The sequence below is a fragment of the Nocardiopsis sp. NPDC058631 genome, assembly GCF_042716955.1.
Classification (GTDB): Bacteria; Actinomycetota; Actinomycetes; order Streptosporangiales; family Streptosporangiaceae; genus Nocardiopsis.
Genome location: NZ_JBHXQY010000006.1, coordinates 1 through 18994 on the forward strand (window position 1 = coordinate 1; position 18994 = coordinate 18994).

The 18994-nt window shown below is 72.3% G+C and carries 17 protein-coding genes and 1 pseudogene; 8 read left to right on the plus strand and 10 right to left on the minus strand.

The window, feature by feature from the left end:
- Positions 1-97: 97 nt before the first annotated feature.
- The gene (argG, locus tag ACFWTE_RS03870; protein WP_378777743.1) at positions 98-1549 is read right to left on the minus strand and encodes an argininosuccinate synthase; all 1452 of its coding nucleotides are present in this window, start codon (positions 1547-1549) and stop codon (positions 98-100) included.
- 270 nt (positions 1550-1819) lie between these two features.
- On the opposite strand from argG, the pseudogene ACFWTE_RS03875 reads away from it, so the two are divergent.
- From ACFWTE_RS03875 to ACFWTE_RS03885, 3 genes and pseudogenes are all read left to right on the plus strand, one after another.
- Positions 1820-2017: pseudogene (locus ACFWTE_RS03875) on the plus strand (ATP-binding protein); the annotation flags it as partial.
- Positions 2018-2486: 469 nt separating this feature from the next.
- Entirely contained in the window at positions 2487-2891 is a 405-nt protein-coding gene (locus ACFWTE_RS03880) for a DoxX family protein (protein ID WP_378777745.1), read from the plus strand.
- Positions 2892-3049: 158 nt separating this feature from the next.
- Positions 3050-3232 (plus strand): hypothetical protein, encoded by a 183-nt coding sequence (locus ACFWTE_RS03885; RefSeq protein ID WP_378777747.1) that lies wholly within the window; start codon positions 3050-3052, stop codon positions 3230-3232.
- A 385-nt stretch (positions 3233-3617) separates the two neighbouring features.
- Here the strand turns inward: ACFWTE_RS03885 and ACFWTE_RS03890 are convergent, their stop codons facing one another.
- Complete coding sequence (locus tag ACFWTE_RS03890; protein WP_378777749.1) at positions 3618-4004, minus strand: winged helix-turn-helix transcriptional regulator; 387 nt, start codon at positions 4002-4004, stop codon at positions 3618-3620.
- Between the two features lie 131 nt (positions 4005-4135).
- On the opposite strand from ACFWTE_RS03890, the gene ACFWTE_RS03895 reads away from it, so the two are divergent.
- Together ACFWTE_RS03895 and ACFWTE_RS03900 are read left to right on the plus strand one after the other, a co-directional pair.
- Positions 4136-4993: an SDR family oxidoreductase gene (locus tag ACFWTE_RS03895; protein ID WP_378777751.1), complete on the plus strand. Its 858-nt coding sequence runs from the start codon at positions 4136-4138 to the stop codon at positions 4991-4993.
- Between the two features lie 165 nt (positions 4994-5158).
- Positions 5159-5953 (plus strand): SDR family NAD(P)-dependent oxidoreductase, encoded by a 795-nt coding sequence (locus tag ACFWTE_RS03900; protein ID WP_378777753.1) that lies wholly within the window; start codon positions 5159-5161, stop codon positions 5951-5953.
- 94 nt (positions 5954-6047) lie between these two features.
- Here ACFWTE_RS03900 and ACFWTE_RS03905 read toward each other — a convergent pair whose 3' ends face one another.
- Both ACFWTE_RS03905 and ACFWTE_RS03910 read right to left on the minus strand, forming a co-directional pair.
- Positions 6048-9455, minus strand: a complete 3408-nt coding sequence (locus ACFWTE_RS03905; protein ID WP_378777756.1) for a PHP domain-containing protein — start codon at positions 9453-9455, stop codon at positions 6048-6050.
- Positions 9456-9603: 148 nt separating this feature from the next.
- Positions 9604-9849: a hypothetical protein gene (locus ACFWTE_RS03910; RefSeq protein WP_378777758.1), complete on the minus strand. Its 246-nt coding sequence runs from the start codon at positions 9847-9849 to the stop codon at positions 9604-9606.
- A 267-nt stretch (positions 9850-10116) separates the two neighbouring features.
- Here ACFWTE_RS03910 and ACFWTE_RS03915 point away from each other — a divergent pair, with 267 nt between their 5' ends.
- A complete protein-coding gene (locus ACFWTE_RS03915) occupies positions 10117-10911 on the plus strand; it encodes an SAM-dependent methyltransferase (RefSeq protein ID WP_378777760.1) in 795 nt (264 codons plus the stop codon).
- 57 nt (positions 10912-10968) lie between these two features.
- Here the strand turns inward: ACFWTE_RS03915 and ACFWTE_RS03920 are convergent, their stop codons facing one another.
- Positions 10969-11358, minus strand: coding sequence for a roadblock/LC7 domain-containing protein (locus tag ACFWTE_RS03920; RefSeq protein WP_378777762.1), 390 nt, complete (start codon positions 11356-11358; stop codon positions 10969-10971).
- 443 nt (positions 11359-11801) lie between these two features.
- Here ACFWTE_RS03920 and ACFWTE_RS03925 point away from each other — a divergent pair, with 443 nt between their 5' ends.
- Positions 11802-12686, plus strand: a complete 885-nt coding sequence (locus ACFWTE_RS03925) for an endo alpha-1,4 polygalactosaminidase (RefSeq protein ID WP_378777764.1) — start codon at positions 11802-11804, stop codon at positions 12684-12686.
- A gap of 120 nt (positions 12687-12806) precedes the next feature.
- Here the strand turns inward: ACFWTE_RS03925 and ACFWTE_RS03930 are convergent, their stop codons facing one another.
- The 5 genes from ACFWTE_RS03930 to ACFWTE_RS03950 all read right to left on the minus strand — a co-directional run bounded on the left by ACFWTE_RS03930 (position 12807) and on the right by ACFWTE_RS03950 (position 17340).
- Positions 12807-13556 (minus strand): YqjF family protein, encoded by a 750-nt coding sequence (locus ACFWTE_RS03930; protein WP_378777766.1) that lies wholly within the window; start codon positions 13554-13556, stop codon positions 12807-12809.
- A 46-nt stretch (positions 13557-13602) separates the two neighbouring features.
- Positions 13603-15021, minus strand: a complete 1419-nt coding sequence (locus ACFWTE_RS03935; RefSeq protein ID WP_378777768.1) for an FG-GAP repeat domain-containing protein — start codon at positions 15019-15021, stop codon at positions 13603-13605.
- Positions 15022-15125: 104 nt separating this feature from the next.
- Positions 15126-15314 carry a hypothetical protein gene (locus tag ACFWTE_RS03940; RefSeq protein WP_378777770.1) on the minus strand — a complete coding sequence of 63 codons (189 nt, stop codon included), beginning with the start codon at positions 15312-15314 and terminating at the stop codon, positions 15126-15128.
- 47 nt (positions 15315-15361) lie between these two features.
- Positions 15362-16282, minus strand: coding sequence for a ketopantoate reductase family protein (locus tag ACFWTE_RS03945; RefSeq protein WP_378777772.1), 921 nt, complete (start codon positions 16280-16282; stop codon positions 15362-15364).
- A gap of 482 nt (positions 16283-16764) precedes the next feature.
- The gene (locus tag ACFWTE_RS03950) at positions 16765-17340 is read right to left on the minus strand and encodes a CGNR zinc finger domain-containing protein (RefSeq protein WP_378777774.1); all 576 of its coding nucleotides are present in this window, start codon (positions 17338-17340) and stop codon (positions 16765-16767) included.
- Between the two features lie 103 nt (positions 17341-17443).
- Between ACFWTE_RS03950 and ACFWTE_RS03955 the strand changes: the two genes are divergently transcribed.
- Complete coding sequence (locus ACFWTE_RS03955; RefSeq protein WP_378777776.1) at positions 17444-18616, plus strand: epoxide hydrolase family protein; 1173 nt, start codon at positions 17444-17446, stop codon at positions 18614-18616.
- Positions 18617-18994 lie beyond the last annotated feature (378 nt).

The window sequence follows — 18994 nt, forward strand, 5'->3', positions numbered from 1 at the left end:
GGCCGCGACATCGACCACCGCACCCACAGAACAGTCGTCCACATCACGATCGAAGCCTTGCCAAGCCCACCAGACGGCTAACCGAACGGCATTGGACCTAGTCGGTGCCGGACTCCATGGCGACGTGGTCGAGCCAGTCGTCGTCGGCGGCCTGGCCGCGCGAGGCGATCGTCTCGGCGCCGCCCTCGGGCATCGCGCCGATCAGCCCCGTCGCCGCGGCCTGGGCCGCTCCGATCGACGTCGGGTGCGCGTCCGCGCTGCCGACCATGCCGATCCGGGCGTACTCCTCCAGCTTCGCGCGGGAGTCCGCGATGTCGAGGTTGCGCATGGTGAGCTGGCCGATGCGGTCGCCGGGGCCGAACGCGGAGTCCTCCGTGCGCTCCATGGACAGCTTGTCCGGGTGGTAGCTGAACGCCGGCCCGGTCGTGTCCAGGATCGAGTAGTCCTCACCGCGGCGCAGCCGCAGGGTCACCTCGCCGGTGACGGCGGTGCCCACCCAGCGCTGGAGCGACTCGCGCACCATGAGCGCCTGCGGCTCCAGCCAGCGTCCCTCGTACATCAGCCGGCCCAGGCGCCGACCGTCGTTGTGGTAGCTGGCGATGGTGTCCTCGTTGTGGATGGCGTTGACGAGCCGCTCGTAGGCCGCGTGGAGGAGGGCCATGCCCGGCGCCTCGTAGATGCCGCGGCTCTTGGCCTCGATGACGCGGTTCTCGATCTGGTCGGACATGCCCAGGCCGTGCCTGCCCCCGACGGAGTTGGCCTCCAGCACCAGGTCCACGGCGGTGGGGAACCTACGGCCGTTGATGGTCACCGGTCGGCCCTGCTCGAAGCCGATCGTGACGTCCTCGGGGACGATCTCGACCTCGGGGTCCCAGAACCGCACACCCATGATGGGGTTGACGATCTCGATGCCGGTGTCGAGGTGTTCGAGGGCCTTGGCCTCGTGGGTGGCGCCCCAGATGTTGGCGTCGGTGGAGTAGGCCTTCTCGGTGCTGTCCCGGTAGGGCAGGTCGCGCTCGGACAGCCACTCGGACATCTCCTTGCGGCCGCCGAGCTCGTTGACGAAGTCGGCGTCGAGCCACGGCTTGTAGATGCGCAGGGAGGGGTTGGCGAGCAGGCCGTAGCGGTAGAACCGCTCGATGTCGTTGCCCTTGTAGGTGGAGCCGTCGCCCCAGATCTGGACGCCGTCTTCGAGCATGGCGCGGACCAGCAGGGTGCCCGTGACGGCCCGCCCCAGCGGGGTGGTGTTGAAGTAGGGGCGCCCTCCCGAGCGGATGTGGAACGCACCGCAGGCCAGGGCGGCGAGCCCTTCCTCGACCAGGGCGGCGCGACCGTCGACCAACCGGGCGACCTCGGCGCCGTAGGCGTTGGCGCGACCGGGCACCGAGGCGATGTCGGGCTCGTCGTACTGGCCGATGTCGGCGGTGTAGGTGCACGGGACAGCGCCCTTTTCGCGCATCCACGCGACGGCCACGGAGGTGTCGAGGCCCCCGGAGAAGGCGATTCCGACACGTTCGCCGACAGGAAGGGAAGTGAGTACCTTGGACATAGAAATAAGTATGCAGAAAAATGAATGAACATGCAAAACGGGGCGCGGTCCGTGCCGCTGACGTGGTCGTTCCCGCCCTCGGGGACGAGGGCGGACCCCGACCCCGCGCCCGACCTGCGGGACCCGGCCCCCGACTCACGGGTCCGGGGCGAGGTGCCTCCAGCGCACCGGGTCGAACGCACCGGAGGCGGACCCGCCCCCACGGGCGGCCCTGTCCGGGACGCTGCGGTCACAACACTCCAGCACCAGCGTCTCCTCGTCCCCGGGGCCGAACGCGAGGAGAAGAACAGCCTGGCCATCGCCTCCAACGAGTCCTTCGGCGGATGGACCAAGACCTTCACCGACCCTCGGCTCCGCGCAGCGATCGTTGACCGGCTCACCTTCGGCGGGACCATCATCGAGACCGGTACCGACCCTTACCGGCTGGCGCAGACTCGGGCCAGGAACGAGCAGGCCACGGCGAGCTGACCACCGATCAGGGAGTTCTTGATGGAGGGCGGGGCCACGGCCCCGCCCTCCACTCGTGCTCTCGCCCAGTGGAAGTCGGGGGTCGAGGAGGATTGCTACAGCCGTTGGCGGTAGACCCCCCTCATCCCTATGGCCGCAGGCGTCCGCGGCTCGACCGGGCCGGGAGAGGGGTCTTCGGCCCAGCGCCAGCGCCGCCCGACTGGAACCGCAGGAATGGCACGTGATCTCCGCCACGAACGGGGGTGTTCGGCTTGAGTATGCCGCAACGGCACGGATTCTCATTTGTTGCGCCACCTCAGACATGGGGTTCGCGCGGGCCGTCGGAGGAAGAACGCCGTGCCGTCATCGACCTCGTGGCCGGGGGGCACCCCGCAGGCTCGCACGCCGGGCTCGCCCCGGCGAGCCGGGGCAACGCCTGCCTCCACCGACTCCGACCGGGACACGGTCGACCACGACGACAGGAACCGACATGCCCACGACGACGCCCTCAACCCGACCCCGACCCATCGCCGGCACCGTCGCCCTCTGGGCGTTGCAGGTGCTGCTGGCCGTCGTGTTCGCGTTCATCGCCCTCCCGAAGGCGATGGCCGACCCCATCGCCGTCGCGCCATTCGATCTGATCGGGCTCGGCATCCCCGGCATGGTCGTCGTCGGCTGGCTGGAGCTCGCCGGGGCGATCGCGCTGCTCGTTCCCCGGCTGTGCGGCCTCGCCTCGCTCTGCCAGGTCCCGCTGATGATCGGCGCGACGGTCCTGAGCGCCGTCGTGACCCCGGACCTGGTCGCCATCCCGGCGTGCACCCTGGTCCTGGTCTGTGTCGTGGCCTGGTTCCGCCGACACGACACCGCCGCCCTCGTCCGGATGGTGCGCCGCTGATGGGCATCACCTGCGGGCCCGACCGGCGAAGCCGAGTGCCGCGGCACCCCTCGGCATTGGGCCTTGAGGCGGCCCTCATTGGCCTTCCACCAGACGTCATGGCAGGGCCAGCACCGTTGGTGCCCCTCGCCCGCGGCGTTGGCGGTGACGCTCACCGTGTGCCCGCTGACCGCGGCTGCGGTCGGAGTCGGCCGCTGATCCCGATCACCGAACCCCAGCGCCGGTACCTGCTCACGCTGGCCGAACAAGTGAGTGCGAAGGACCTCGGCGCCGACCTGACGGTCGCGGTCAGGGGCACTGGCATCGCCCCGCGCCGCCGACGTACCGTGACCGCGCGGTGAACGGTGCTCCGGTGGCCCGTCGCTCCCGCTTTCGCGACGTTCTCCCAGATCAGAACATGGACCAAAGTAGGGCTTCACCGGCTGCCACCGGCCCCGTCCGGCAGTACGAGGCGTCGGCGAACGATGTGCGGAAGTGTTTTCGTGGCGCGCCGCAGGTGGGGAGGTGGGCCACCGTCGGGGGCTCATGAAAAGCGGGGAATCCCTTTTATCAAGGATTGCGTGTTGTCAGGGGGTTTTCCGCCCGGGGCCGCCATGGGTCCCGCGGGCTTGAACCCGGATTCACGGGGAAACGAGTTGTTTTTGGGTGCGGTGTGAAAGAAGGGAAACGGCGTGCGGGGCGCGCTGCCCGGTCGGCTCGGGGCGGCGGGGCCGGCCGCCCGGGGCCCTACCGTTCCCCGTCCGCCTCGGCGCCCGGTGCGGGGGCGACGTGGTCCTGGGCCCACTCCACGAGCGGCAGCAGCAGGTCGGTCACCTGGCGACCCTCGCCTGTGAGGCTGTAGACCACGTGCGGCGGGACCACCGGACGGGCGTCGCGCAGGACCAGCCCGTCGGCCTCGAAGGTGCGCAGGGTCTGGGCGAGCATCTTCTCGCTGATGCCGCCGATGGTGCGCAGCAGTCCGCTCCAGCGCAGCGGCCCCCTGGACAGGGAGATCAGGACGAGCACCCCCCACTTGCTGGTGATGTCGCCCAGCAGCCTCCGGGAGGGGCAGTCGGAGGACAGGACCTCTCCCCGGAGCGGCGGGCCGACGGGGGTCTTCTCCGACGTTGTCATGACTCGACCTTACCAAAAGGTAGGTACCTCACCTAAAGGTGGGTACATGACTTCTGGAATGCTCCGAAGAGCGGGCCGGTTACCACCCCACGAAGGCCGGGGACCCCCGGCCCGCGATCGGAAGGACCAGCATGTCCGTCGTCATCACCGGTGCCACTGGCCACCTCGGCCGCCTCGTCGTCGCCGACCTCCTGGCCCACGGCCACCCCGCCGACCGGATCATCGCGACCGGCCGGGACGCCGACAGGTTGGCGGCCCTGGCCGCGACCGGTGTGCGGACCGCGCGCGTGGACCTCGACGACCCGGATTCGCTGAAGGACGCCTTCCGGGGCGCCGACACCCTGCTCCTGATCTCCGGTAGCGAGGTCGGCAGGCGGGTGGCCCAGCACACCAACGCCGTCGAGGCCGCCAGGGAGGCCGGCGTCGGGCACATCGTCTACACCAGCGCGCCCAGGGCCACCGTCACCACCCTGGTCCTGGCCCCCGAGCACAAGGCCACCGAGGAGGTCCTCGCCGCGTCCGGCATCCCCACCACGATCCTGCGCAACGGCTGGTACAACGAGAACTACGAGCAGCAGTTCGGCCCGGCGCGCGAGAGCGGAGTCGTCATCGGCAGCGCCGGCGGGGGCAGGGTCGCCAGCGCCTCACGGCAGGACTTCGCCGAGGCCGCCTCCGCCGTCCTGCGCGACCCCCGGGCCCACACGGGCGCCGTGTACGAGCTGTCCGGAGACACCGCCTGGGCCTTCCCCGCCCTGGCCCGGGACCTCGGCGAGGTGCTCGGCCGCGAGGTCGTGTACCGGGACCTCACCCCCGAGGCGCACCTGGCGGCCCTGACCGGCGCCGGGCTGGACGAGGGCACCGCCGGGTTCCTCGTCGCCCTGGACGCCAACATCCGGGACGGGGAGCTCGACGCCACCAGCGGTGAGCTCTCCCGCCTGATCGGCCGCCCGACCACCCCTCTGGTGGAGACCCTGCGCTCCCTGGTCTGACACCCGCGGGGAGGCCGTGCCGCCGGTCGCCCGGGGCCGCCCCGGGCGACCCCTCCTGACGACACCCCGATAGATGCATTTGCGTAAAGACAGCGTGTGCAACTACCTTCGTGTCCCGCGCTCCGTCGTCCCGGAGCGATGTTGCGACGGTAGGGAGCAGTCCGCATGCAGATCGACCTGTCCGGCAAGACCGCGCTGGTCACCGGATCCACCCAGGGGATCGGAGCCGCCATCGCACTGGGGTTGGCCCGGGCCGGCGCCAGGGTCGCCGTCAACGGTCGGACGGAGGAGTCCGTCGGGCGGGCGCTCGAACGCCTGGCCGCGGAGCTTCCCGGCGCGGACCTGATCGCCGCCCCCGGGGACATCGCCACCGACGAGGGTGCGCGCCGGGTCCTCGACGCCGTGGAGCACACCGACGTCCTCGTCAACAACCTCGGCATCTTCGGCGCCCGGCCCGCGCTGGAGGTGGAGGACGACGAGTGGCGCCGCTACTTCGAGGTCAACGTCCTCACGGCGGTGCGCATGACGCGTGCCTACCTCCCGGGCATGCGGGAGCGGGCCTGGGGGCGGGTGCTGAACATCGCCAGCGACTCCGCCGTGGTCGTCCCCGCCGAGATGATCCACTACGGCGTGACCAAGACCGCGCTGCTCTCCGTGTCCCGGGGCTTTGCCAAGGAGGCCGCGGGCACGGGTGTCACGGTCAACTCGGTCATCGCGGGCCCCACGCACACCGGCGGCGTGGAGGACTTCGTGTACGAACTCGTCGACAAGAACCTGCCGTGGGACGAGGCACAGCGCACCTTCATGAGGGAGCACCGGCCGCAGTCCCTCCTCCAGCGGCTGATCGAACCGGAGGAGATCGCGAACATGGTCGTCTACCTGAGCTCGCCCCTGGCCTCCGCCACCACGGGGGGCGCGCTGCGCGTCGACGGAGGGTACGTGGACTCGATCCTGCCCTGATCCCCGAGGCCTGAGCCCCGAGCCCCGCGGGGCCGGGGCGGGGAGGGGCCTCGCGGCCCCCTTCGGCCGGGGGCGCACACCGGCCCCGCGGGCCTCAGCGGCCCGAGCTGCCCGGGCTGGCGTGCCACAGGCGCCGGACCGTTCCCGGGACGGGCCCGGGGGAGAGGTGCCGCGCCGCACGCCCCGCCGGCACCCCCACGGGGGTCGCCGGCGGGTCCGCGCGCATCGCCTCCGCCAACCCGCCGGCCCCCCGCTCCTCCCAGACGCGGTGCAGGTCGGCCAGGTCGTGGGCGTGGGAGGCGGTCAGGGTCGCCATCCCCGACCCGGCCCTGCGCACCCTGCCGCGCACCGCCAGCAGCAGGGAGGAGAACACCGTGGCCGCGCACCGGTGCTGCACCGACGCGAAGAAGGTCAGGTCGGCCAGCCCCGTCGCGTCGTCCACGGTCGCGAAGATGATCCGCTGCCCCGAGCGCACCGCCGGGGTCTGGGTGGCCACCTTCACCCCCGCCACCAGCACCTCCTCTCCCGCGGGTACCAGGTGCAGGTCCTGGGCGCGTACCAGGCGGTGGTGGACGGCCAGGAAGGCGAGGAAGTCGGCGTAGCCGTCGAGCAGGTGCCGCTCCACCTCGTACCCCAGTACCTCCAGCTCGGCCGACACCCGCTCGTCCGCGGTGGTCGCCGGGAGCGAGCCCCGCGCGGGAGCGGTGCCCCCCAGCGGAAGCGGGAGCTGCCCCCGGTCGGTCCGCGTCCTGCGGGAGCGCTCCAGGGCGGACACCTGCAGGAGCAGGTCGCGGCGGTCGGGAGGCCCCGGTGCCGTGTCCGCCCCGCCCGGGCCGCCCCGCGCGCCCGTGTCCACCCCGCACAGGGCGTCGAAGGCACCCACCCGCACCAGGTTGTCCAGTGCCTCGCGGGACAGGTGCGCCCGGTCCGCGGCGTCCGGCAGCGACAGGAAGGGCCGCTCGGCCAGGACCCGGTCGACCTCCGCCCCCGTGATCCCCCGGACGTCGGCCAGGGACGCGCGCACGCCCCACCGGCCCTTCGGCGTCCGCTCGGCCCGCCAGGAGCGTTCGGACCGGTTGACGTCCACCCCCAGGACGGGAACCCCGAAGCGGCGGGCGTCGGCGACCAGCACGCGGCGCGGGTACATCCCGGGGTCGTGGGTGAGGACGCCCGCGTAGAAGGCGGCCGGGTGGTGCCGCTTGAGCCACGCCGACTGGTAGGTGGGGAGCGCGAACGCGGCGGCGTGCGCCTTGCAGAACCCGAAGGAGCCGAACGAGGCGACGACCTCCCAGGCGCGTTCGACGGTCTCCTCGTCGTGTCCGCAGTCGTAGGCCATGGAGGTGAAGGCCTCCCGCACGTCGGCGCGCCCCTGCACCGTACCGAGCCGCCGCCGCATCGCCTCGGCCCGGTCCGGGCCGCAGCTGGTCATGGCGTGCAGGAGGGCGATGATCTGCTCGTGCCAGATCACCACCCCGCCGGTCTCGGCGAGCACGTCGTCCAGGAGCGGGGTGAGCGACCTGGCCGGGGGCGCGCCGTCGCGGGCCGACAGGTAGGGGGTGATCATGTCGCCCTTGACCGGCCCGGGTCGAAACAGGGAGATGGCGGCGATCAGGTCGGCCATACCGGTGGGGCGCAGGCGGCTGAGGAGTTCGCGCTGGCCGGGAGACTCGATCTGGAAGCAGCCCAGGGTGAGCGAGGCCCCGATCATCTGGTAGGTCTCGTCACGGGGCAGGGCCTCCAGGTCCGGTGCCCGGCCGGTGGTGCGCTCCACCTCGGACCGCGCGTGGGCCAGCGACGACTGCATGCGCACCCCGATGACGTCCAGCTTGACGAGCCCCATCCGCTCCACGCCGTTCTTGTCCAGCTGGACCATGGGGTAGCCGGCCAGGGACGGCTCCACCGGGACGCGGTCGTGCAGGGAGGCGTCGGAGACGACCAGGCCGCAGGGGTGCATGGCCACGTGCCGGGGCAGGCCGTCCAACCGTTCCGCCAACCGGAACAGGTCCTGGGTGGCGGGGTCGTCGAGCCCCGTGCCGTCGTAGCGCCGCAGCTCGGGCAGTTCCCGGGCGGCCTCGCGGATGCGGCCCGCACGCAGGTGGGGGAACGCCTTGGCGAGGCGGTCGACCTCCAGCGGGGGCAGGCGCAGGGCCGCACCGACCTCCCGGAGGGCGCTGCGGGCCCGGTAGGTCTCCATCATCGACACGCACGCAGTCCCGTCCGGGTAGCCGCCGAACACCGCGTCGTAGGCCTCCAGCCTGCGGGCGGACTCCACGTCCAGGTCGATGTCGGGCAGCCCCGTGCGGCTGTGGCTGAGGAACCGCTCCATCACCAGCCCGTGGTCCAGGGGGTTGACGGCGGAGATACCCGTCAGGTGGTTGACCAGGCTGCCGGTGCCCGAACCGCGGATGGAGCAGCGGATGCCCTTGTCGCGGATGCGCGCGGCGGCGTCGGCGACGGTCAGGAAGTAGGCGGACAGCCCCTTGCCCTCGATGATCCCCATCTCGTGGGACAGGCGGCGCCGGGCCCGGGGGTCGCGCCCCAGCCCGAGCCGGACCAGGCCGTCCTCGCAGGCCCGCAGGAGCCGGTCGGTCGCGTGGGGCACATCGGGCAGGTGGACGTCGTCCATACCGAGGTCGGCGACGGGGTCCAGGGTGCAGGACGCGGCCAGGGCCGTGGTGTGGGCGACCAGGCGCCGGGCCCGGGCGGTGTCCCCGCCGCACAGCCGCTCGGCGACGGTGAGCATCTCGGCGCCGCTCTTGAGATACGCCTGGTCCGTGGCGGGGCCGGGGCGGGAACCGCCGGGTGCCCACCGCCGGGCCTGGTCCAGGACGTGCGCCACCTCGGCGTCCTCCGCCACCGGGTAGCGGACGGCGTTGGTGAGTACGGCGAGAGTTCGGGTCTGCGAGGCCAGGGACAGCAGGGCGCGGGCGGTGCGCCGCTGCCCGGGGAGGTCGTGGTCGGCCACGGCGATCGCGACCTCGGCCGCGTCCTTCCAACGGGCGAGCAGGTGGCGGGCACGGGTGGGGCGGTCCAGGGCGAGGGCCTCGCCCACGTCGGACCCCGGTCCCAGGAGCACGACCACGCCCGCGGAGTCCTCCGCCACCGCGGTGCGGGGGAGGGCAGGGGCGCGGGCCGCGCCCTGGACCCGCTGGGAGTCCGGGAGGTCGGCGCCCGTGCGGGTGTGGGCGTGGGCACGGGTGACGAGGCGGCACAGGGCGGCCCAGCCGGGGCGCCCCCGGGCCAGGAGGGTCACGCGGCCGCCGCCGGGGGAGGCCAGCGCCAGGTCGCAGCCCAGCACGGGACGGATGCCCGCTCGCCGGCAGGCGCGCACGTGCTGGACCATGCCGTACACGCCGTCGCGGTCGGCGAGGGCGAGGATGCCCTGCCCCAGGTCGGCGGCGCGGGCGGCCAACCGGTCGGGAGGGCAGGTGCCGTGGTGGGTCGAGAACGAGGAGACGACCCCCAGGTGGGCGAAGTCGGTGTGCTCGCCGCCGTGCCGCATGCGCTCTCCCTCCCCGTGTGGCGTGCCGGGATCCGGCCCGGTCCTGGTGCCGGTGGGGAAGAAGCGACACGATCGAACTTGTGTACGAATTCTAGACCATGGGAGGCGTGGTGGCACCCCCGACCGGCCCGCGGGGGCGGCGGCGCGGTCAGCCGTCCACACGCCGCTCCCGGGGAACCCCCTGGTAGGACTGCCCGGCCATCTGTGTCACCCGCGTGGCAGGGACCTCGGCCACCTCCCAGCGCCACTGGTAGGGCTCCTCGCGGTACTGCTCCACCCAGGTGATCCGGGCACGGAGCCCGGCGCGCGTCTCGACCCACGCCAGGAGATAGGCGTATCCGCCCGCCTCACGGGCGCGGACGAGGGGCGGCACACGGGTCAGCGGACTCGGCATGTGCCCATTGTCGCAGGTGGGATCGTGAGTGTCCGGGGTCTTCGCGCCAGGTCCTCCGACGCGGGGCCGCCCCAGGGGCGGGCCGCCGGCTTCCGGGGTGTCGTGCCCGCGACCGCGACGGTTCCCGGCCACCCCGACGCGGACCCGGCGCCGGGGGCGGGACGGGCGGGACAAACGCGAAACGACTGTGGCGTAAGGGATACAGCGGATCGAGCGAACCGTAGGATCGAGGTCCCGGTACAGCGACAGCAGTGAGGCGGGCGACCCATGAGCGGGCGGGAACCGACGATCGACACCACGGTTCCGCACTCGGCGCGAGTGTGGAACTACTGGTTGGGCGGCAAGGACAACTTCCCGGTCGACCGTGAGGCGGGAGAGCAGTTCCTGGAGACCTTCCCGGGGATCGCGCAGATGGCGCGGGCCTCGCGGGCCTTCCAGGAGCGCGCCGTCCGCCACCTCGCGGGCGAGGTCGGCATCCGGCAGTTCCTGGACGTGGGCACGGGCCTGCCCACCGCGAACAACACCCACGAGGTGGCCCAGTCGGTGGCGCCCGAGTCACGGATCGTCTACGTGGACAACGACCCGCTCGTCCTCACCCACGCGCGGGGGCTGCTCACCAGCACTCCGGAGGGGCGCACGCAGTACATCCACGCCGACCTGTACGAGCCCGAGTCGGTCCTGGAACAGGCGGGCGAGCTGCTGGACCTGGACCAGCCGGTCTCGCTGATGCTCATGGGCGTCCTCGGCCACGTGCAGAAGTACGAGGAGGCCGTCTTCCTCGTGCAGCGGCTGATGGCGGGCCTCCCCCCGGGCAGCCACCTCACGGTGAGCGAGGGCAGCAACGTCCACAGCGAGGCCAACGCCGCGGCCCAGGACGAGTACAACGAGAGCGGCGCCGTCCCCTACATCTCCCGCAGCCCCGAGCAGATCGGCGGCTACCTGGAGGGGCTGGAGCTGCTGGAGCCGGGCCTGGTCCCGGTCACCCGGTGGCGGCCCCTGGCGGTGGGGGCCGAGCAGCCCGCCGAGCTGGACCAGTACGGCGGCGTCGGCAGGAAGGCCTGACGACGCGCCGGGAGCCGCCGCCTGGCGGCTCCCGGCACCTCCGCCCGGGGGGGCGGGCTACGGAGTCGCGGGGAGGTTGCCCTCCAGTTCCCGCACGAGCCGGTCGAGGGAGACCGCCGCGCGGGGGAGGGGGGTGTCGGTGCTGGTCAGCATCACGACCCTCAGGAGCGTGCCGACCGGGCGCACCAGCATCGAGCCTCCCCCCTGGAGACGGATCACCAGGTGGTCGACCGAGCCGTACCTCGTCAGCGAGCCGATGCGTTCGGCTCCGCTGAAGAGGAAGCTGCCCAGGGCCGAGAGCTGGTCGGCCTGGCGGCGCTCCGCGCCGAGGGCCAGGGTGTGGACCAGGCCGCCCTCCGTGCAGAGCACCACGTGCTCGACGCCCGGGACCTGGGCGAGGAGTGTGCTCAACGCCGGGCTGGTACTGGGAGGGGCGGTCTTGTTCATCGCGGACCTTCCGGCAGTCGGGTGGAGGCGGAACCGGGCGCACCGCGGGGGATCGGACGCAGAACGGATATAACGCTCGGAAACCGTGAAGATACACTGTGCTGCATCTCGTTCAAAATTCAACTTCCTTGTCGGTAAAGCCGCATACCGCGCACTTCGCCGCGAGGGGTCGCCGCGTGCGGCGGCCCTGCCCCGGAGCGCGGGGCCCGGGGCCAGGTCACAGGGATGGGGCGTGCCACCGTCCGGCGCCGGAGCGGACCGGGCACGCACCCTGTTGGCGGAGACCGCCCCGGGGCGGCCGAACGCGAGTGCGAAGGATCACTTCCGCTTCCGGCGCACGGCACCGGGGCGCTGCGGGAGGATCACCACACTTCGTCCGGGAACCACCCGGCCGGCACGAGACGGCGGCGGACACGCCCGCCCGACAGAACGGGGACCCACCCATGCCCGCACCACGACCGATCCTGAGAACGGCACCGGGCGGCCTCCTGGCGGCACTCCTGGCCGTGATCACCGCCTCGGCCTGCGCCGGGCCGGGCGAGAGCACACCCGTCAGCTCCCACACCGCGGACGAGAGCGCGTCCGCGTCCGACGTGGACTTTCCCGAGGGCACCTTCGACTACCAGCTCGGCGCGTCCTACGAACCCCCCGCCGGGGTGGGCACGGTGGTCCGCGACTCCACGGCCGAACCCGAGCCGGACATGTACTCGGTCTGCTACGTCAACGGGTTCCAGACCCAGCCGGGCGACCTGGAGTGGTGGCTCACCGAGCACCCCGACCTCATCCTGCGCGACGGCTCCGGCGAACCGGTCGTCGACCCGGGTTGGCCGGACGAGCGGCTCCTGGACACCTCCACCGAGGACAAGAGGTCCGACATCGCCGGGGTCCTCGCCGAGACCGTCGCCTCCTGCGCGGAGAAGGGGTTCGACGCGGTCGAGTTCGACAACCTGGACTCCGACCTGCGCTCCGAGGGCCTGCTGACACCGGACGACAACCTGGCGCTCGCCGCCGAGCTGGTCGCCCTGACCCACGGGCACGGGATGGCCGCAGGGCAGAAGAACGCGGCCGAGGTCACCGAGCAGGGCAGGGACGAGGTCGGCTTCGACTTCGCCATGGCCGAGGAATGCTCCGTCTGGAACGAGTGCGGCGCCTACACCGACGCCTACGGGGACGACGTGCTGGCGGTGGAGTACCCCGAGGCCCTGGAGGAGGCCGGGCTGACCTTCGCCGAGGCCTGCGCCTCCCCCGGGGCGCCCACCAGGATGATCCTGCGCGACCTGGACCTGGTCGGCCCACAGGAGGAGGAGTACCTCTTCGAGGCCTGCTGACGAGGGAGGGCCCGTCCCTGCCGGATGCGCACGGCTTCCGCCCCGACGGACCGCCCCGGCCCGCTTCTTCCGGGCCGGGGCGGTCCGTCGCCGGAAGGCGGCGGAGCGGGCGGGCGTTCCTCACCTGGGGCGCACGAGAGCCCCACCCGGCGCGAACCGGGTGTCCGTGCCCGGTGAGAACAGCACGCTCGGCTCCCCCGAGGGGCGGAGGAGCCCCGCGTGCTCCAGGAGAGTCCCGTCCCAGCCGAGGGGGACCGCCCGGTACAGGCGCCAGCTCGGATGGGAGGCGGCCACCCAGCGGGTGCGGCCCGCGTGGCGCGTGTGCAGACCCCACCGGGCGGTCACGAACCGCTCGAACGGGGACGGGTCGTCGACCGGCCCGCCCACCCGCAGGTGGAACCGCCCCCGGGCGGGGTCCGGTGACCGGGGCAGGCGCCGCCGGGAGGCGTACGCGACACCGCAGCCCTGCTTGCCGACACTGACGTCCGACCACATGTACGGGAGCCCCGCGGCCGCGCGTCCGGCGAGGACGGTGTGGGCGGAGGAGGCCTCCAGTGACAGGAAGACCACCCCCCGGCGGCCGAGGCCGTCGACGGAGTACAGCCGGACGTTGACCTCGCCGTAGCCGCCGCCCGGAACCCCTCCCGGCAGGCGTGTGCGCGCCACGCGGAAGGCGACGACGCCGACGTAGGTGACACCGTCGAGCACGTCCGGTTCGGTGCCCGGGGGCAGGAACGGAGCCGCGGCCTCCGGAGGGAGCGGCCAGTGCCAGAAGGCGACGTCCCGCCACTCCTGGAGCATCAGGGCGGGCCGGGGGAGCGGCGGGGCGGTGAGCGCGGGGAGCCGCGGGGGGTTGGGTTCGGGAGTCATGCGGGCATGGTGTCAGCCCGGCCGCCGCCGGGGTGCGCGGACCGCCTCAGTCCTCGAAGCCCGCGCCGTCGAAGGCCACCTCGTCCTCGCTCCCGTCGGTGACCCACCAGCGCAGCGGCGTCGACCAGTCCGCCTTCGGTACCTGGTACAGCACCAGTTCGTCGGATCCGTCGGCGTTGTGGTCCGCGCAGGCGAAGACGTGGGCCGCCGGGGCGCCGCCGCCGGAGGAGCCGGTTCCGGGAGCCGGGCGCACCAGCGGAGGCGCCCCGCTCAGGACGGGGCCCGCGTCCGTGTCGTCCACCAGGTCGACGCCGTGGCCGCCCAGGCCCACCGCGAGCGTGTCGGCGCCGTCCCCGTCCAGGTCGCACCCGCCGAGCGAGCGGAAGACTCCGTAGGAGCCCTCGTCCCGGGGCAGCGAGACGGAGGAGGGCTCGGGCGCGTCCGTGCCGAAGGGGCCGTGGTACACGTTCAGCTTGTCGTCCACCTCGGGGAGCTCGGTCCCGTACCCCGGCTCGTTGTTCCTGCCCCCGTCGTCGCCGACGGCCAGGTCGGTCTCGCCGTCGCCGTCGAAGTCACCGAACACGGACATCCCCCCGGCGCGCAGTTCGGCCTCCCCCCACTCCTCGGGGTCGCCTTCCCCGGTCAGAAAGAGGGTGTTGCCGGGCTGCTCGCCGTCGTCGCCGCGCCGCACCAGCAGAGGGGTGGGGACCCCCTCCGCGACAGGGGCGGGCACCAGGTCGCCGGCCCGGGCCCCGACCGTGCGGTGGCCGGTGCGTTCGGGAACGCCCTCACGGTCGAACGGCCCGTACAGGACGCTCAGACGCGAACCCCCGTCCGACTCCTCGAACGAGACGAGGTCGGCGCGGCCGTCGCCGTCGAAGTCGCCGGGTGCCGGGGCCGCCCCGCTGGGCGACCACTCGTCGTCCTCGCCCTCCCCGGAGGACGCGGACGCCACGGGCACGGGCGCCTCGTCCGCGGCGGGTCCGGTGGGGCCGCCCCAGAACACCGCTGCCTCGCCGATCCCCTGCCCCGAGGGCGGAGCGGTCGTGACGGGGATGTCGGCGAAACCGTCCCCGTCCAGGTCGGCGGTCCCCGCCCGGAGGTGCTGACCGCCGCCGACGGAGGCGACGGCGGTCACGGCCCCGGCTTCGAGGCCCGTGCGCGTGGTCGGCTCGGGGCCGTGCTCCGAGCCGTAGACGACCACCAGCCGCCGGGTCTGCTCCCAGGCCCCCTCGCGTCCGGGGGTCTCCACGGGCCCCAGGAAGAGGAGGTCGGCGTAGCCGTCCCCGTTGACGTCGTCGGGGACCTCGCCGCCACCGCCCTCGGGGACGGGGGCGAGTCCGTACACCTCGTCGGCCCCCTGGTCCTGCCCGTCCGACGAACCCCCGGGTTCAGGGGCGTTCGCGCACGCGCCCAGGAGGAGGACGCAGGCGAGGGCGAGCGGGACGGGGCGGAGGGGGTACATGGGATCGTCCGATCGTCGGGGAGCCGGCACGGCGGGCGTGCCCGGTCGGCCTTCGGGGATCCCGCCAGGGTAGTGGGAGGCTCGAAGGGCACACGGAGCCGGGCTCAGCGGCCGAAGGAACCGCTGTCGAACACGCTCTCCGAGCCGTGGACCACCACCGGGCGCGGCTCTGCCCCGAAAACCTCCCCGACCTCGGTGGAGGCGCTCAGGAAGAGCAGGTCCGCGAGGCCGTCACCGTCGACGTCGTCGGCGACCCAGCCGCCCCGGCCCCCGGGGACGGGGCGAGGACTCATGGACCTGTTCGCCGACCGGGTCCTGCTCGTCGGCGCGGCCCCGGGGCTCAGGCGCGTGCGGCCGAGTACGCACTCAGGCTGGTGTAGGCCAGCGAGAACAGCGGGGTGGGCACCCCCAGCTCGCGACCCCGCGCCACCAGGTCCCCGATGATCTGGTCGGCCTCCACCGGGTTGCCCTGTGTCAGGTCCCAGTACATCGAGGTCGTGGTCGTCGCCGTCGTGTCGGCGACGAACGCGTCGGCCCGGTCCAGGGCGTCCTGGCCGGGCGGGTACCCGGCCGCCGTCGCCACCGCGATGGCCTCGGCGAACATCCCGGACGTGAACTCCTGGCCGCCGGGCGCGCTGTTGATCGGGCCGATCGGTGCGCGCATCAGGCACGTGCACGCGCCCAGGGCCGCGAGGAACACCCACTTGTTCCACAGCTCCTGGCGCACCGAACCGGTGAGGGAAGCCGCGTAGGAGCCCGTGTCCAGGGCGGCGTGCACGTCGGACGGAGCCACCACGGGGTGCTCGGAGAGGGGGCCGTAGATCAGTCGGCCCATCCTGCCGACCTCGACGATCTCGCCCTCCGCGCCCAGCCGGGTCATCACCATGGCCACACCGCCGTAGACCCGGTCGGCACCGAACCGCTCGACCAGCGCGTCGACGTGCCGCATGCCGTTGAGGAACGGCAGGACCACGGTGTCCGGCCCCACCGCGGGGGCGGCGTCCTTGAGAGCGGCGTCGAAGCCGTACGACTTCACGGCGAGGACGACCAGGTCGTAGTCCGCCCCCAGCCGGTCGGCGGTCACCGGGGTGACGGGGACCGTCTCCACACCGCCGTCCACGCCGCGAAGGACCATCCCCTTGCGCCGGAGGAGTTCGGCGCGCGCGGGGCGGACGAGGAAGTCGACGTCCCGGCCCGCCTGAACCAGGCGTGCACCGAAATAGCCGCCGACGGCTCCGGCACCCACGACAAGGATCTTCATGATTCTCCTACCCGGTGTCTGGTGAACACCGCAAAACGTATGACCATGGGACACCCGCAGGCAAGGGGGTGCCCCCGCTCGCACAGGGCCGCGGTGCCGACCTTCCCCGGGAGGTGTCAGGGGCCACGACCACTGCCTTTCAACTCCGGAACCCCTTCAACCCGGACGCCGCCACGTGCACGCCCGGCACGGGCCCGCCTCCCCTGCCGGACCGGATCCGTGAAAGGGGGTGCGCGATCCGGCTCGCCCTGGAAGGCTCGTTCGGCATGGGACACGACGAACCCCGCACCGGGGACGCGTTCGGAAGCTGGGGCTCCGGCACCCCGGGGAGGTCGCAGGCGGTGGAAGACGAGGCACGGGACGTGGCACCGGGGGAACCGGGAGAGGTGGTCCACCGGTCGCCGCAGCTGTGCGGGGGCACTGCGGCAAGCCGGAGGAGAGCGCGCGGGCGTGGGGCCCACGTGGATGCACCGGGGTGACGATCACTCCGCTGATCTGGTGTTTTTGCGCCGGTTGGCATGGAAGCGCGCTTTCTTCTGACGGTTCCCGCACGTGTTCATGTCACACCATCTGCGGGTGCGGCTCTGGCTGGTGTCGAAGAAGGCGGCCTGGCAGGTCGGAGATGCGCACAAGGCCAGTTTTCCGTCTCGTTCGCCTGCGATGACGCTGATCGCGTCGGCGGCGATCACGCTGAGGGCGTCTTCCACGCGGGAAGCCGAGCCGAGCCGCCATCGCCGCTGACCCTCGGGCGTCAGGATCGCCGCGGCCCGGCCCTGAACGCTGCGGTCGTTGATGACCTGGACAGCGGATGCGGGGAGAGCGCCCTGGATCGCGGACGCTGTCGCGGCGGCGTGAATCGACTCCCTCAGCTCCCGGGCGAGGTCGAGCTGGGCAGCGGTGCAGGAGTCCACGGCGAGGCCGTTCACGGCCAACCAGTCGATGAGTCGGTGCGGCGTGGGAATGCGCTCCACAGCGTTGCCACGACGCTCCGTCAGAGTCGCCGTGAAGCTGGTCGCCAGCACGTTGCCGAGGCGGAAGTCAGGGTACTCGGCGCGCATGGAACCACCTTAGCAGGTTGCACTCTGGCGCAAAGGCCTGCTAGAACCGCCTTAGCCGGTTCGCAATAGTTCGCAGCCGGTTCCGCGATGGCCAGGAGGTCCCGTGCCCCGTCCAACCAGCGACGTGCAAGCATGTGAAGTCCACGCAACCGACGCCGACCTCGACGATCTGCGCGCGCGACTGGCCGCGGCGCGGCTACCGGAAGCCGAGACGGTCCATCACGCCGCGCCCGACCCTCGCCGATGGGAACAGGGCGTTCCTCTCGCCGACCTCGTCGATGTCGTGAACTACTGGCGCACCGGGTACGACTGGCGGTCGTTCGAAGAGCGCCTCAACCGTGTCGGCCAGTTCCGCACGACCATTGACGATCTGGGAATCCATTTCCTGCACCGCCGATCCGCGCGCGCGGATGCCACTCCGCTGATCCTGACGCACGGCTGGCCGGGCAGCATCGCCGAGTTCATCGATGTAGTGGACGAGCTGGCAGATCCCAAAGAGGCAGACACGACGGCGTTCCACGTCGTGGCCCCGTCGCTGCCAGGCTTTGGCTACAGCGACAAGCCGGCCACCACCGGGTGGGGAACCGAGAAGATCGCGGCCGCATGGGTGGAACTGATGGGAAGGCTCGGCTACGACAAGTTCGTAGCCCACGGCGGCGACTGGGGAGGTAATATCACCACGGTTCTCGGCGGCAGGTTCCCGGCGCACGTTCTGGGCATCCACACGACGTTCGCGGAGGCGCCGCCCGGGTTGACAACGGACGGGCTGACGGTGGTCGAGCGCGAGTGGACCGAACAAACCCGCGATTTCTGGCGCCACCGCGCGGCGTACGCGAAGCAGCAGGCGACCCGACCGCAGACCATCGGCTACTCGCTCGTCGACTCGCCGGTCGGGCTTCTCGCCTGGATCCTCGACAAGTTCGCCGAGTGGTCGGATACCGAGGACAGCCCGTTCGAGACGATCTCCAGAGACAGGGTTCTTGACAACGTCACCCTGTACTGGCTGACGCGGACCGGCGCGTCGTCGGCCCGCATCTACTACGAAAGCCACAACTCGCTCGATCCCGAACTTCGGGTCGACGTCCCGTCGGCGATCAGTATGTACCCCCGCGACATCGAGAAGTGTCCGCGCCCCTGGGCACAGGAGCGGTACCGGAACATCGTCCGGTGGAGGTCGCCCGAAAAGGGGGGACATTTCCCGTCGCTGGAGGTCCCCGAGTGTTTCGTCAAGGACCTACAGGAAGGCCTCGCGGCAGTACTGGCCGCCCATCGGTGAACGCGGCTCGGCGATCCGGCACCCGGTCCCCGCCTGATCCGACTCAAGGCGTTGCCCGACGGCTTTCGGACCGAGCTCGTCGAGACGGCAGAACGTGGTCGGACAGGGCGCGGCGAAGACGGCGTGGAACATGCCGAGGTCCTTCGGATGTAGGCCTCGGCGGCTACCCGCCACCGCCCCGACCGCACCCTTCATGCGAAGAGCCGGTCGTGTTTTTTTGTCGAATCCCCGCCTTCGTGTCACGCACGTGGGGATGGACCAGTGCCGGGCGGGCCGTGGCCGGACGCGACCTGTCCGGCCTGCGCAGGGGACGGCCCTCCTCGACGACGCAGCGGGCCGACGCGAGGCGCCCTGCGGGGGCAGGGGCGCGTTGGCGTG

What these genes read in the sequence shown, in the direction of transcription:
- argG (WP_378777743.1), bottom strand. Translation starts at nt 1,549, where the DNA reads ATGTCCAAGGTACTCACTTCCCTTCCTGTCGGCGAACGTGTCGGAATC.
- ACFWTE_RS03880 (WP_378777745.1), top strand. Translation starts at nt 2,487, where the DNA reads ATGCCCACGACGACGCCCTCAACCCGACCCCGACCCATCGCCGGCACC.
- ACFWTE_RS03890 (WP_378777749.1), bottom strand. Translation starts at nt 4,004, where the DNA reads ATGACAACGTCGGAGAAGACCCCCGTCGGCCCGCCGCTCCGGGGAGAG.
- ACFWTE_RS03895 (WP_378777751.1), top strand. Translation starts at nt 4,136, where the DNA reads ATGTCCGTCGTCATCACCGGTGCCACTGGCCACCTCGGCCGCCTCGTC.
- ACFWTE_RS03900 (WP_378777753.1), top strand. Translation starts at nt 5,159, where the DNA reads ATGCAGATCGACCTGTCCGGCAAGACCGCGCTGGTCACCGGATCCACC.
- ACFWTE_RS03905 (WP_378777756.1), bottom strand. Translation starts at nt 9,455, where the DNA reads ATGCGGCACGGCGGCGAGCACACCGACTTCGCCCACCTGGGGGTCGTC.
- ACFWTE_RS03910 (WP_378777758.1), bottom strand. Translation starts at nt 9,849, where the DNA reads ATGCCGAGTCCGCTGACCCGTGTGCCGCCCCTCGTCCGCGCCCGTGAG.
- ACFWTE_RS03915 (WP_378777760.1), top strand. Translation starts at nt 10,117, where the DNA reads ATGAGCGGGCGGGAACCGACGATCGACACCACGGTTCCGCACTCGGCG.
- ACFWTE_RS03920 (WP_378777762.1), bottom strand. Translation starts at nt 11,358, where the DNA reads ATGAACAAGACCGCCCCTCCCAGTACCAGCCCGGCGTTGAGCACACTC.
- ACFWTE_RS03925 (WP_378777764.1), top strand. Translation starts at nt 11,802, where the DNA reads ATGCCCGCACCACGACCGATCCTGAGAACGGCACCGGGCGGCCTCCTG.
- ACFWTE_RS03930 (WP_378777766.1), bottom strand. Translation starts at nt 13,556, where the DNA reads ATGACTCCCGAACCCAACCCCCCGCGGCTCCCCGCGCTCACCGCCCCG.
- ACFWTE_RS03935 (WP_378777768.1), bottom strand. Translation starts at nt 15,021, where the DNA reads ATGTACCCCCTCCGCCCCGTCCCGCTCGCCCTCGCCTGCGTCCTCCTC.
- ACFWTE_RS03940 (WP_378777770.1), bottom strand. Translation starts at nt 15,314, where the DNA reads ATGAGTCCTCGCCCCGTCCCCGGGGGCCGGGGCGGCTGGGTCGCCGAC.
- ACFWTE_RS03945 (WP_378777772.1), bottom strand. Translation starts at nt 16,282, where the DNA reads ATGAAGATCCTTGTCGTGGGTGCCGGAGCCGTCGGCGGCTATTTCGGT.
- ACFWTE_RS03950 (WP_378777774.1), bottom strand. Translation starts at nt 17,340, where the DNA reads ATGCGCGCCGAGTACCCTGACTTCCGCCTCGGCAACGTGCTGGCGACC.